Genomic DNA, 12,841 nt, shown 5'->3' with positions numbered 1-12,841 from the left:
TCGGTGCATGTCGTACTCGCCGGCGGGGGCACCGCGGGCCACATCGAGCCCGCGCTCGCCCTCGCGGACGCCCTGCGCAGGCAGGACCCGACCGTAGGGATCACGGCCCTGGGCACGGAGCGCGGCCTGGAGACCACGCTCGTGCCGCAGCGGGGCTACGAGCTCGCGCTGATCCCGGCGGTACCGCTGCCGCGCAAGCCCACCCCCGAGCTGATCACCGTCCCGGGCCGGCTGCGCGGCACGATCAAGGCGGCCGAGCAGATCCTGGAGCGCACCAAGGCGGACGCCGTGGTCGGCTTCGGCGGGTACGTGGCCCTGCCCGGCTACCTCGCCGCCAAGCGCCTCGGTGTGCCGATCGTGATCCACGAGGCGAACGCCCGCCCGGGCCTGGCCAACAAGATCGGCTCGCGGTACGCCGCCCAGGTCGCCGTCGCCACCCCGGACAGCAAGCTGCGCAACGCGCGCTACATCGGCATCCCGCTGCGCCACTCCATCGCCACCCTGGACCGGGCCGCCGTCCGTCCCGAGGCGCGCGCGATGTTCGGCCTCGACCCCAACCTGCCCACGCTGCTGGTCTCCGGCGGCTCGCAGGGCGCCCGCCGCCTCAACGAGGTGGTCCAGCAGGTCGCGCCCTGGCTGCAGCAGGCCGGTATCCAGATCCTGCACGCGGTCGGCCCGAAGAACGAACTGCCGCAGGTGCACCAGATGCCGGGGATGCCCCCCTACATCCCGGTAAGTTACCTGGACCGGATGGACCTCGCGTACGCCGCGGCCGACATGATGCTCTGCCGCGCGGGCGCGATGACCGTCGCCGAACTCTCCGCCGTCGGGCTCCCGGCCGCCTACGTCCCGCTGCCCATCGGCAACGGTGAGCAGCGGCTGAACGCCCAGCCGGTGGTCAAGGCCGGCGGCGGTCTGCTGGTCGACGACGCGGACCTCACCCCGGAGTGGGTGCAGCACAACGTCCTGCCCGTGCTCGCCGACCCGCACCGGCTGTACCAGATGTCCCGCGCCGCCGCCGAGTTCGGTCGCCGGGACGCCGACGACCTCCTCGTCGGCATGGTGTACGAGGCGGTCGCCTCGCACCGCCGCCAGTAAAGCATCGGCGCGCGAGCCGAAGGGGCGCGCCGGTGCCGGGAGCTGGAGCGCGCACGGGCCCGAAGGGCTGAGCGCGGCCGGCCTCCCGGCGCCGGCCGTGCCGCCCCGGAGGCGAACGGGCCTCGAAAGGAGTGCGCGTGGCCGGACCCACCACCGCCGAGCGCGGGGAACGCCAGCAGGAGTCGTCCGGCCCGCCCCTGGTCCGCAGGCTGGGGCGGCGCCGGCTTCGTATGATCATCGTTCTCTCGCTGGCGTTCGTCCTGGTCGCGTCGGGCGCCCTGTGGGCGCTCTACGGCTCCCAGTGGCTGCGCGTGCAGCGGGTGACCGTCTCCGGCACCCGGGAACTCACGCCGCAGCAGGTGCGCGAGGTGGCGCACGTGCCGCTGGACGCACCGCTGGCGTCGGTCGACACCGACGCGATCGAGGCGCGGCTGCGCCGGAAACTCCTGCGGATCGACACCGTGGACGTGGAGCGTTCCTGGCCGCACGGAATCACGCTGAAAGTGGTGGAGCGAACTCCGGTTCTGCTCGTGCAAAACGGCAGAAACTTCGTGGAAGTGGACGCGGAAGGTGTCCGTTTTGCCACGATTTCCGAGCCGATTAAAGGCGCTCCGCTGCTGCAATTGATGACCGCTCAACCGGGTTCCGCCACCGCGAGCCTGCGCCGGTTCGGCGAGGGCCGGCTGGTGCGCGCCGCGGTGTCCGTGGCGGGCGCCCTTCCCGCCGCCGTGGCGCACGAGACCCGTGTGGTCAAGGTCCGTTCCTACGACGACATCTCGCTGGAGTTGGGCGGCAACCGCACGGTGGCCTGGGGGAGTGCCGAGAAGGGGCCCCTGAAGGCCCGTACCCTGACCGCGCTGATGAAAGCCGCCCCACGCGCACGGCACTTCGACGTGAGTGTCCCCACCGCCCCCGCGTCAGCGGGAAGTTGACGCACATTCGCGCAGGCCAGCACCCTGGTTGGGCAGCGCTACGGCTGATCACATAGGGTGAAAAGAAAAACGGGAGGTTCGGCGTGTTCGTTGAACGTGCGCCACTTGTCGACTTAGTGTCCTGTTCAGAAGACTCCAAGGAACAGACACACTGGTAACCCTAAACTTCAGGGTTAGGGTTCGGGTCGGCGATTCGGACCGTCCCATTCGGCATCAGTCGCCGGAGCGCGCCACAACGCGAGACGGCGACACGTAACTCGAGGCGAGAGGCCTTCGACGTGGCAGCACCGCAGAACTACCTCGCAGTCATCAAAGTCATCGGTGTCGGCGGCGGTGGTGTCAATGCCATCAACCGGATGATCGAGGTCGGTCTCAAGGGCGTCGAGTTCATCGCCATCAACACCGACGCGCAAGCTCTGTTGATGAGCGACGCCGACGTCAAACTCGACGTCGGCCGTGAACTCACCCGGGGACTCGGCGCCGGAGCCAATCCGGCCGTCGGCCGCAAGGCCGCCGAGGATCACCGCGAGGAGATCGAGGAGGTCCTCAAGGGGGCCGACATGGTCTTCGTGACGGCCGGTGAAGGCGGCGGCACCGGCACCGGCGGCGCACCCGTCGTGGCCAACATCGCACGCTCGCTCGGCGCCCTCACCATCGGCGTGGTCACGCGCCCGTTCACCTTCGAGGGACGGCGCCGCGCGAACCAGGCCGAGGACGGCATCGCCGAACTCCGCGAAGAGGTCGACACCCTCATCGTCATCCCCAACGACCGGCTGCTGTCCATCTCGGACCGCCAGGTCTCGGTCCTGGACGCCTTCAAGTCGGCCGACCAGGTCCTGCTCTCCGGTGTCCAGGGCATCACCGACCTCATCACCACCCCCGGCCTGATCAACCTCGACTTCGCCGACGTCAAGTCGGTCATGTCCGAGGCCGGTTCGGCGCTGATGGGCATCGGCTCGGCCCGCGGCGACGACCGCGCGGTGGCCGCGGCCGAGATGGCGATCTCCTCCCCGCTGCTGGAGGCGTCCATCGACGGCGCCCGCGGCGTGCTGCTGTCCATCTCCGGCGGCTCCGACCTCGGTCTGTTCGAGATCAACGAGGCCGCCCAGCTGGTCAGCGAGGCCGCCCACCCCGAGGCCAACATCATCTTCGGCGCGGTGATCGACGACGCCCTCGGCGACGAGGTGCGGGTCACCGTGATCGCGGCCGGCTTCGACGGCGGCCAGCCCCCGGCCAAGCGGGACAACGTCCTCGGCTCCTCCTCGGCCAAGCGTGAGGAGCCCACACCGGTACGGCAGCCCGAGAGCCGTCCGAGCTTCGGCTCGCTCGGCAGCGTCAAGCCCAAGGAGGAGCCGGAGCCCGCTCCCTCCCCCGAGCCCGCGCCCGACATCCCGGTCGCCCCGCCCGTCCCGCCGGCGCCGCGCACCTACGCGGACAGCGCCGCCGAGGAGCTGGACGTCCCGGACTTCCTGAAGTGATAGGACAGCGCGACACCGTGAGCGGCGCGCACTTCGCCTTCACCGACCGGTGGGGCGGGGTGAGCGCCGTTCCGTACGAGGAGCTCAACCTCGGCGGCGCGGTCGGCGACGACCCCGGCGCCGTCGCCGCCAACCGGGAGCTCGCCGCGAAGTCCCTCGGACTGGACGCGGCGCGGGTGGTGTGGATGAACCAGGTGCACGGCGACGACGTCGCCGTGGTCGACGAGCCGTGGGGGGAGCGGCCCGTTCCGCAGGTGGACGCGCTCGTCACCACCCGGCGCGGCCTCGCCCTCGCCGTGCTCACCGCCGACTGCACCCCCGTTCTGCTCGCCGACCCGGTCGCCGGGGTCGTCGCCGCGGCCCACGCGGGACGGCCCGGCATGGTCGCCGGAGTCGTGCCCGCCGCGCTGCGCGCGATGATGGAACTGGGCGCCGAACCGTCCCGGATCGTCGCCCGCACCGGACCCGCGGTGTGCGGCCGGTGCTACGAGGTTCCCGAGGAGATGCGCGCCGAGGTGGCCGCCGTCGAACCGGCGGCGTACGCCGAGACGAGCTGGGGCACACCGGCGCTCGATGTGAGCGCCGGCGTGCACGCGCAGCTCGAGCGGCTCGGGGTGCGCGACCGGGAGCACTCGCCGGTGTGCACGCGCGAGTCGCGCGACCACTTCTCGTACCGCCGCGACCGCACCACCGGGCGGCTCGCGGGCTATGTGTGGCTGGACTGATGGGGCATGACGGACCGTAAGGACGAACTCGCCGGAAACCTGGCGAAGGTGGAGGAGCGCATCGCCGCCGCCTGCGCGGCCGCCGGGCGCCCGCGCGACGAGGTGACCCTGATCGTGGTCACCAAGACCTATCCGGCGAGCGATGTGCGGATGCTCGCGGAGCTCGGGGTGCGCCATGTCGCCGAGAACCGCGACCAGGACGCCGCTCCCAAGGCCGCCGCCTGCGCGGATCTGCCCCTTCAATGGCACTTCGTCGGTCAGTTGCAGACCAACAAGGTGCGCTCCGTGGTCGGTTATGCCGATGTCGTGCAGTCCGTCGACCGTGCCAAGCTCGTCACGGCCGTGTCGAAGGAGGCCGTGCGGGCCGGGCGGGAGATCGGCTGCCTCCTCCAGGTCGCGCTCGACGCGGGCGTGAGCGGGAGAGGGGAGCGCGGGGGTGTGGCTCCCGCGGGAATCGAAGAGTTGGCCGACCTCGTCGCCGCCTCGCCGGGGCTGCGGCTCGACGGCCTGATGACCGTCGCCCCGCTCACCGGGGAGTACGCCGGTCGCCAACGCGAGGCGTTCGGGCGGTTGATGGATTTGTCGACCGACCTGCGCCGAGCCCATCCGGCTGCAACCATGGTCTCGGCAGGGATGAGTGCGGACCTCGAGGAGGCCGTGGCGGCCGGGGCGACACATGTGCGCGTCGGTACGGCGGTACTCGGAGTCCGACCCAGGCTCGGGTAACGTCGCCAAGAAGTCGGACCACAGCAGAAAATATGGTCATTTCCGCTGAAAGGCGGGCAGAAGGACCACGTGGATCGCAGGCACTCGGCAGCGTGAGCCGATCCACCACAGAGCGGAGGACTCAGAGAATGGCCGGCGCGATGCGCAAGATGGCGGTCTACCTCGGCCTCGTGGAGGACGATGGGTACGACGGCCGGGGATTCGACCCCGACGACGACTTCGAGCCCGAGCTGGACCCGGAGCCCGAGCGGGATCACCGACGGCACGAGCCGTCCCACCAGTCGCACGGTGCACATCAGTCCCAAAGGGACGAAGACGTGCGAATCGTCCAACCGCCCGCCCCTCGCGAGCCGGTGGCACGCGCCGCTTCGCTCCCCGCGGAATCCAGCCGCCCGGCGCGCATCGCGCCCGTGTCATCCATCACACAAGAACGTCAGTCCCTGGAGAAGAACGCACCGGTGATCATGCCCAAGGTCGTGTCGGAACGAGAGCCGTACCGGATCACCACACTTCACCCGCGGACCTACAACGAGGCCCGTACCATCGGGGAACACTTCCGTGAGGGCACCCCGGTGATCATGAATCTGACTGAGATGGATGACACAGACGCGAAGCGACTTGTCGACTTTGCGGCCGGTCTGGTGTTTGGTCTTCACGGCAGCATCGAGCGGGTGACGCAGAAGGTGTTCCTGTTGTCGCCTGCTAACGTCGATGTCACGGCGGAGGACAAGGCCCGCATCGCAGAAGGCGGGTTCTTCAACCAGAGCTGAGACGCTTGACCGGAAACGCAGTACGAAACAGGGGAGAGGGAAGCACCAGCCATGAGCGTGTTCGCGCAGGTGATCTACATCGCGCTGATGGTGTTCCTCATCGTGCTGATCTTCCGGTTGGTCATGGACTACGTCTTCCAGTTCGCCCGCTCGTGGCAGCCCGGCAAGGCGATGGTGGTCGTCCTGGAGGCCACCTACACTGTCACCGATCCACCGCTGAAGCTTCTGCGGCGGTTCATTCCGCCGCTGCGTCTCGGGGGCGTGGCGCTCGACCTGTCCTTCTTCGTACTGATGATCATCGTCTACATCCTGATCTCCCTCGTGGGCAGCTTCGCGAGGTGAATGTGGACGATACGGTCTTGCCGACTGCCGATGACTACGTTGAGGTGAAGAGATGCCGTTGACCCCCGAGGACGTGCGGAACAAGCAGTTCACGACCGTCCGCCTCCGAGAAGGCTATGACGAGGACGAGGTCGATGCCTTCCTCGACGAGGTCGAAGCCGAACTGACCCGCCTGCTCCGCGAGAACGAGGACCTGCGCGCCAAGCTGGCCGCCGCCACGCGCGCGGCCGCGCAGAACCAGCAGAACATGCGCAAGCCTCAAGACCAGCAGGACCAGCAGCAGCAGCCGCCGCAGGGCATGCGAGGTCCCGGCCAGCCGGTGCCCGCCGGGATATCGGGCCCGCCGCAGCAGATGGGTGGCCCCATGGGTGGCCCGCCCCAGCTGCCGAGCGGTGCCCCGCAGCTGCCCGCCGGCCCGGGTGGCCAGGGTCCGCAGGGTCCCGGCCAGATGGGTCCGGGTCCGATGGGCCAGGGCCCGATGCAGGGCCAGATGCAGGGTCAGATGCAGGGCCAGATGGGCCCCGGCGGCCCGATGGGCGGCCCCATGGGCGGCCCCGGTCCGATGGGTCAGGGTCCCGGTGGAATGGGTCAGGGTCCCGGTGGCGACAGCGCCGCCCGTGTCCTGTCGCTGGCCCAGCAGACCGCCGACCAGGCGATCGCGGAGGCCCGTCAGGAGGCCAACAAGATCGTCGGCGAGGCGCGTTCGCGTGCCGAGGGCCTCGAGCGTGACGCCCGTGCCAAGGCCGACGCCCTGGAGCGGGACGCGCAGGAGAAGCACCGCGTCGCCATGGGCTCCCTGGAGTCCGCGCGCGCCACGCTGGAGCGCAAGGTCGAGGACCTGCGCGGCTTCGAGCGCGAGTACCGCACGCGACTGAAGTCGTACCTGGAGTCGCAGCTGCGTCAGCTGGAGACCCAGGCCGACGACTCGCTGGCCCCGCCGCGCACCCCGGCGACCGCGTCGCTGCCGCCGTCCCCGGCGCCCTCCATGGCTCCGGCCGGCGCGAGCGCCCCGTCGTACGGCGGCAACCAGACGATGGGCGGCAACTCCTCCCAGTCCGGTCCGTCCTACGGCGGCCAGCAGCAGATGTCGCCGGCGATGACCCAGCCGATGGCGCCGGTCCGCCCGCAGGGCCCGTCCCCGATGGGCCAGGCCCCGTCGCCGATGCGCGGCTTCCTCATCGACGAGGACGACAACTGACAGGCCGCTGAGACGAGTACGACAACGGCGTCGGCAACGTCATCAGGGCGGGCCCCTGGGACTTCGGTCCTGGGGGCCCGCCCTTTTTGTGCGCGCGAGGAACCGCGCACAGTGACTGAACCGACCGCGCACATGAAGAAGGGCCCGGCCTCCTGAAGGGGAGACCGGGCCCTTCTCGATCCGCTCGGCGCTTACGCCTTGCGCAGCCGGAACGTGAGAGACAGTCCCTCGTCGGTGAACGGCTCACCGAAGCTGCCGTCCGCCTCGCCCTGGGCGAAGTCGGTCGCCAGGACCTCCTCCGCGATCAGTTCCGCGTGCTCGGCCAGCGCTGCGATCACCGCCGGGTCGGTCGAGACCCAGCGCAGCGCGATCCGGTCCGCGACGTCCAGGCCGCTGTTCTTGCGGGCCTCCTGGATCAGGCGGATCGCGTCACGGGCCAGGCCCGCCTGCCGCAGCTCCTCCGTGATCTCCAGGTCCAGCGCCACCGTGGCACCGGAGTCGGAGGCCACCGACCAGCCCTCACGCGGCGTCTCCGTGATGATCACCTCGTCCGGCGCGAGGTCGACCGTCTCGCCGTCGACCTCGACCGACGCCCTGCCCTCGCGCAGCGCCAGCGACAGCGCCGCCGCGTCGGCGTTCGCGATCGCCTTCGCCACGTCCTGCACCCGCTTGCCGAACCGCTTGCCCAGCGCCCGGAAGTTGGCCTTCGCCGTCGTGTCGACCAGCGACCCGCCGACTTCGGACAGCGAGGCCAGCGCGGAGACGTTCAGCTCCTCCGTGATCTGCGTGTGCAGCTCGGGGTGGAGCGCGTCGAAGCCCGCCGCCGCGATCAGCGCCCGGGACAGCGGCTGACGCGTCTTCACGCCGGACTCGGCGCGCGTGGCGCGGCCCAGCTCCACCAGCCGGCGCACCAGGAGCATCTGCTGCGACAGCCGCGGGTCGATCGCCGACAGGTCCGCCTCGGGCCAGCCGGACAGGTGCACGGACTCCGGCGCACCCGGGGTGACCGGGACGACCAGGTCCTGCCACACCCGCTCGGTGATGAACGGGGTGATCGGCGCCATCAGCTTGGTGACCGTCTCCAGCACCTCGTGCAGCGTGCGCAGCGCCGCCTTGTCGCCCTGCCAGAACCGGCGGCGCGAGCGGCGCACGTACCAGTTCGACAGGTCGTCGACGAACGCCGAGAGCAGCTTGCCGGCGCGCTGGGTGTCGTAGGCCTCCAGGGCCTGGGTGACCTGGTCGGTCAGCGCGTGCAGCTCGCTGAGCAGCCAGCGGTCCAGCAGCGGGCGCTCGGCCGGCGCCGGGTCGGCCTCGCTCGGCGCCCAGCCGGTCGTGCGCGCGTACAGGGCCTGGAAGGCGACCGTGTTCCAGTACGTGAGGAGCGTCTTGCGGACGACCTCCTGGATGGTGCCGTGACCCACGCGGCGCGCCGCCCACGGGGAGCCGCCGGCCGCCATGAACCAGCGCACCGCGTCCGCGCCGTGCTGGTCCATGAGCGGGATCGGCTGCAGGATGTTGCCCAGATGCTTGGACATCTTGCGGCCGTCCTCGGCGAGGATGTGGCCCAGGCAGACGACGTTCTCGTACGACGACTGGTCGAAGACGAGCGTGCCGACCGCCATCAGCGTGTAGAACCAGCCGCGGGTCTGGTCGATCGCCTCGGAGATGAACTGCGCCGGGTACCGGCTCTCGAACAGCTCCTTGTTCTTGTACGGGTAGCCCCACTGCGCGAACGGCATCGAACCCGAGTCGTACCAGGCGTCGATGACCTCCGGCACGCGCGTGGCCGCCTTGCCGCAGTCCTCGTGCGGGCAGGCGAAGGTCACGTCGTCGATGTAGGGGCGGTGCGGGTCCAGCCCGGACTGGTCGGCGCCGGACAGCGCCGTCAGCTCCGCGCGGGAGCCGACGCAGGTGAGGTGGTCGTCCTCGCAGCGCCAGATCGGCAGCGGCGTGCCCCAGTAACGGTTGCGGGACAGCGCCCAGTCGATGTTGTTGTTCAGCCAGTCGCCGAAGCGGCCGTGCTTGACCGTCTCCGGGAACCAGTTGGTCTTCTCGTTCTCCGCGATCAGGCGGTCCTTGATCGCCGTGGTGCGGATGTACCAGGACGGCTGCGCGTAGTACAGCAGCGCCGTGTGGCAGCGCCAGCAGTGCGGGTAGCTGTGCTCGTACGGCAGGTGCTTGAAGAGCAGGCCGCGCTGCTGGAGGTCCTCGGTGAGCTTTTCGTCGGCCTTCTTGAAGAAGACGCCGCCGACCAGCGGCACGTCCTCCTCGAAGGTGCCGTCCGGGCGGACCGGGTTGACCACCGGCAGGCCGTAGGCGCGGCAGACCTTGAGGTCGTCCTCACCGAAGGCGGGGGACTGGTGGACCAGACCCGTACCGTCCTCGGTGGTCACGTACTCGGCGTTCACCACGAAGTGCGCAGGCTCCGGGAACTCGACGAGCTCGAAGGGACGCTGGTAGGTCCAGCGCTCCATCTCGGCGCCGGTGAAGGTCTGCCCGGTGCTCTCCCAGCCCTCGCCGAGCGCCTTGGCGAGCAGCGGCTCGGCGACGACCAGCTTCTCCTCGCCGTCGGTCGCGACGACGTAGGTGACCTCGGGGTGCGCGGCGACGGCCGTGTTGGACACCAGGGTCCACGGGGTCGTCGTCCACACCAGCAGCGCGGCCTCGCCGGCCAGCGGGCCGGAGGTCAGCGGGAAGCGGACGTACACGGACGGGTCGACGACCGTCTCGTAGCCCTGGGCGAGCTCGTGGTCGGACAGGCCGGTGCCGCAGCGCGGGCACCAGGGGGCGACGCGGTGGTCCTGGACGAGGAGGCCCTTGTTGAAGATCTCCTTCAGCGACCACCAGACGGACTCCACGTACTCGGGGTCCATGGTCCGGTAGGCGTCGTCGAGGTCGACCCAGTAGCCCATGCGGGTCGTCAGCTCGGCGAAGGCGTCGGTGTGCCGGGTGACGGACTCTCGGCACCTGGCGTTGAACTCGGCGATGCCGTACGCCTCGATGTCCTGCTTGCCGGAGAAGCCCAGCTCCTTCTCCACCGCCAGCTCCACCGGCAGGCCATGGCAGTCCCAGCCGGCCTTGCGGCCCACGTGGTAGCCGCGCATGGTGCGGAAGCGGGGGAAGACGTCCTTGAAGACGCGCGCCTCGATGTGGTGCGCGCCGGGCATGCCGTTGGCGGTGGGCGGCCCCTCGTAGAACACCCATTCGGGGCGGCCCTCGGACTGCTCCAGGCTCTTGGCGAAGATCTTCTGCTCGCGCCAGAAGTCGAGCACCGCGTGCTCGAGCGCGGGCAGGTCGACCTGAGCGGGTACCTGGCGGTACGTCGGCGCTGTCATCTGCGAGCTTCCTCCAACGGACTTTCTGCCTTCCGTCGGAGGGACGAGAGCCTTTGTCGTGCCTTACGCCGCTGTCGGCGCGCTCCCGCGGTACCACCCTCCTTGGCCCTCCGGTGCGTCGTATGCGCCGGTGAGCCCCCTCATTGGGGTCGCGATGCCGGGTCTACTGGCCCCTGCGGGGGTGTTCTTCCGGCGGCTCCGGGGTGATCTTCACGTCGCGCTCGCCCCCGGGCTCACACCGTCCCCGGGTCGCTCTGGGCTGCGTACGCCGCTACTCGTCCCCATCCACGCTTTTCGCTCAGCCCAGTGTACGGCGCCGCACGGACAGCGGCCGACCGGTTTTCCCGTGGCCCCCGGTTTTCCCGCGTGGGAGGAGGGGCGCCGGGGCCGCGGTGGTGACCCGAATGGTCAGGGGCCGGGTGGCCGGATTCCGGTACCTGCGGCTGCGCGGCATACCCGGCGGAGAGCTGGGCACAACGCATGCAGACCTGCCGCGCGGGGGGCGCGGGGTGGGCGAATCGGGCGGCGTGCCCCGTTGCCGCGGGACTCAAGTCGATTTATCGTCCCAGCACGATTCGCGAGCAAGATCACAATATGTGAAGGGGCCGCGGCCATGGTGGCGAAAAAGACCGCCGTACAGCAGTCGGCGTCCCGCGAGCCCACGCAGGCCTCCGGCGGTGCGGCCAAGGACGTGAGCGGGACCGCTGCCGCGGGGAAGACGGCTGCGGGAAGAGCGGGCGCAGGGAAAGCGGCCGGGAAGAAGGTCGCGGCGGCGACGAGCGGCGCGGGGACGCTGCCGGGGGAGACATCGGCTGCGACGGGCGCCGCGAAGAAGACGGCAGTGAGGAAGACGGCCGTCGACAAGACGGCAGTCAACCAGACGGCCGCCAAGAAGGCGGTCGTGAAGAAGGCGGCCGTCAAGAAGGCGGTCGTGAAGAAGGCGGTCGTGAAGGATGCCGCTGCGCAGAAGGCGGCCGGGCAGAAAGCGTCCGCCAAGAAGGCGCCCGCCAGGAAGGCACCGCGGACGAAGGCGTCCGCGGAGGGGAGATCTGCGGAGGGGAGGTCTGCCGCGCGGTCTTCCGGGGCAGAGAAGACGTCGGCGACGGGGAGGACCGCGGCCAAGAAGGCGACGGCGACACCGAAGGCCACGGCGGAGAAGAAGGCGGCGGCACCGAAGGCGGCGGCGCACAAGACTGCGGCCCCATCGAAGGCGGCGGCGCACAAGACTGCGGCCCCGGCCAAGGGGGCGGAGAAGAGGACGGCGGCGGAGAGGGCGACGGCTGCCGAGAAGGCGACGGCGGCGGAGAAGAAGGCGGAGAAGACGGCGGCGTCGAAGAAGGCAGCCGGCAAGAAGAGCGAGGCGGGAAAGGCCACGGAGGGAAGGACGCCGGCGGGGAAGCCGACGGCGAAGAAGACCACCGCGGTGACCGAGGGCGCCGCCAAGAAGGGGGCCGCCGAGTCGCCCCCGCCCGAGACGTCCCAGGCCAGGAAGACCGCGGCTCGGAAGGTCGCGGCTCGCAGGGTCGCCGCAGGGAAACCGGCCCGAGCCCCGGCCCCGGCCGATGCCGCCGGCGAGTCCACGCCCCACGGCGCGGCCGCCGGCACGGGCACAACCCGCGGCGCGACCGGCGCGGCCCCTGTGAAGAGCGCGGGTAAGAGCACGACCCGTAAGAAGAGCACGGCCAAGAAGGCGGGCGCGGCTGAGGCCGCGGAGCAGACGGGAGCCACGACGGTGGTTGCGAAGAAGACTCCTGGCACGGCCACGGCGGCCACGACCGCCGTTCCCAAGGCACGCGTCGCCGCGGCGGAGCCCGGCGAGCTGGCGGTGCGCCCCGGCGAGGACCCCTGGACCCCCGAGGAGGTCGAGGACGCCCGTTCGGAGCTGCAGGCCGAGCGGGACCGGCTGCGCGCGGAGCTGGACTCCTCGGAGAAGTCCCTGGCCGGGCTCATGCGCGACTCGGGCGACGGCGCCGGCGACGACCAGGCGGACACCGGCACCAAGAACATCACCCGCGAGCACGAGCTGGCGCTGGCCGCCAACGCGCGCGAGATGCTCACCCAGATCGAGCACGCGATGGAACGGCTCGACGCGGGCACGTACGGCCTGTGCGAGAACTGCGGCAACCCGATCGGCAAGGCCCGCATGCAGGCGTTCCCGCGGGCCACCCTGTGTGTGGAGTGCAAGCAGAAGCAGGAGCGCAGGTACTGAGGGGGACCGGGGCGCCGGTAGGCGTGCC

At 70.7% G+C, this 12,841-nt stretch carries 10 protein-coding genes; 9 read left to right on the top strand and 1 reads right to left on the bottom strand.

Going from position 1 to position 12,841, the window contains the following annotated elements:
- Positions 1-3 precede the first annotated feature (3 nt).
- The 8 genes from murG (at position 4) to AC0B9F_RS01095 (ending at position 7,269) form a co-directional block, all read left to right on the top strand.
- Positions 4-1,098, top strand: a complete 1,095-nt coding sequence (murG, locus tag AC0B9F_RS01130) for an undecaprenyldiphospho-muramoylpentapeptide beta-N-acetylglucosaminyltransferase (protein WP_471998109.1) — start codon at positions 4-6, stop codon at positions 1,096-1,098.
- A 137-nt stretch (positions 1,099-1,235) separates the two neighbouring features.
- The gene (locus AC0B9F_RS01125; protein WP_471998108.1) at positions 1,236-2,030 is read left to right on the top strand and encodes a cell division protein FtsQ/DivIB; all 795 of its coding nucleotides are present in this window, start codon (positions 1,236-1,238) and stop codon (positions 2,028-2,030) included.
- A gap of 278 nt (positions 2,031-2,308) precedes the next feature.
- Positions 2,309-3,508, top strand: coding sequence for a cell division protein FtsZ (ftsZ, locus tag AC0B9F_RS01120; protein WP_471998107.1), 1,200 nt, complete (start codon positions 2,309-2,311; stop codon positions 3,506-3,508).
- On the top strand, positions 3,505-4,233 hold the full coding sequence (gene pgeF / locus AC0B9F_RS01115; protein ID WP_471998106.1) for a peptidoglycan editing factor PgeF: 729 nt from the start codon (positions 3,505-3,507) through the stop codon (positions 4,231-4,233). The genes ftsZ and pgeF overlap by 4 nt, the downstream gene beginning before the upstream one ends.
- A gap of 6 nt (positions 4,234-4,239) precedes the next feature.
- A complete protein-coding gene (locus AC0B9F_RS01110; RefSeq protein ID WP_471998105.1) occupies positions 4,240-4,959 on the top strand; it encodes a YggS family pyridoxal phosphate-dependent enzyme in 720 nt (239 codons plus the stop codon).
- 128 nt (positions 4,960-5,087) lie between these two features.
- The gene (locus AC0B9F_RS01105) at positions 5,088-5,729 is read left to right on the top strand and encodes a cell division protein SepF (RefSeq protein ID WP_471998104.1); all 642 of its coding nucleotides are present in this window, start codon (positions 5,088-5,090) and stop codon (positions 5,727-5,729) included.
- 51 nt (positions 5,730-5,780) lie between these two features.
- On the top strand, positions 5,781-6,071 hold the full coding sequence (locus AC0B9F_RS01100) for a YggT family protein (RefSeq protein WP_471998103.1): 291 nt from the start codon (positions 5,781-5,783) through the stop codon (positions 6,069-6,071).
- Between the two features lie 52 nt (positions 6,072-6,123).
- On the top strand, positions 6,124-7,269 hold the full coding sequence (locus tag AC0B9F_RS01095; RefSeq protein ID WP_471998102.1) for a DivIVA domain-containing protein: 1,146 nt from the start codon (positions 6,124-6,126) through the stop codon (positions 7,267-7,269).
- 191 nt (positions 7,270-7,460) lie between these two features.
- Here the strand turns inward: AC0B9F_RS01095 and ileS are convergent, their stop codons facing one another.
- Positions 7,461-10,604 (bottom strand): isoleucine--tRNA ligase, encoded by a 3,144-nt coding sequence (ileS, locus tag AC0B9F_RS01090; protein ID WP_471998101.1) that lies wholly within the window; start codon positions 10,602-10,604, stop codon positions 7,461-7,463.
- A gap of 613 nt (positions 10,605-11,217) precedes the next feature.
- Between ileS and AC0B9F_RS01085 the strand changes: the two genes are divergently transcribed.
- Positions 11,218-12,813, top strand: coding sequence for a TraR/DksA family transcriptional regulator (locus AC0B9F_RS01085; protein WP_471998100.1), 1,596 nt, complete (start codon positions 11,218-11,220; stop codon positions 12,811-12,813).
- Positions 12,814-12,841 lie beyond the last annotated feature (28 nt).

Source organism: Streptomyces sp. NPDC097129 (genome assembly GCF_055668065.1).
Note: the sequence above shows the minus strand (reverse complement) of the source record. Positions and strands in the feature narration are given on the sequence as shown.

Excerpts from the sequence above, each read along its gene's own strand:
- AC0B9F_RS01110 (WP_471998105.1), top strand. The coding sequence starts at position 4,240 with ATGACGGACCGTAAGGACGAACTCGCCGGAAACCTGGCGAAGGTGGAG.
- AC0B9F_RS01105 (WP_471998104.1), top strand. The coding sequence starts at position 5,088 with ATGGCCGGCGCGATGCGCAAGATGGCGGTCTACCTCGGCCTCGTGGAG.
- AC0B9F_RS01100 (WP_471998103.1), top strand. The coding sequence starts at position 5,781 with ATGAGCGTGTTCGCGCAGGTGATCTACATCGCGCTGATGGTGTTCCTC.
- AC0B9F_RS01095 (WP_471998102.1), top strand. The coding sequence starts at position 6,124 with ATGCCGTTGACCCCCGAGGACGTGCGGAACAAGCAGTTCACGACCGTC.
- ileS (WP_471998101.1), bottom strand. The coding sequence starts at position 10,604 with ATGACAGCGCCGACGTACCGCCAGGTACCCGCTCAGGTCGACCTGCCC.
- AC0B9F_RS01085 (WP_471998100.1), top strand. The coding sequence starts at position 11,218 with ATGGTGGCGAAAAAGACCGCCGTACAGCAGTCGGCGTCCCGCGAGCCC.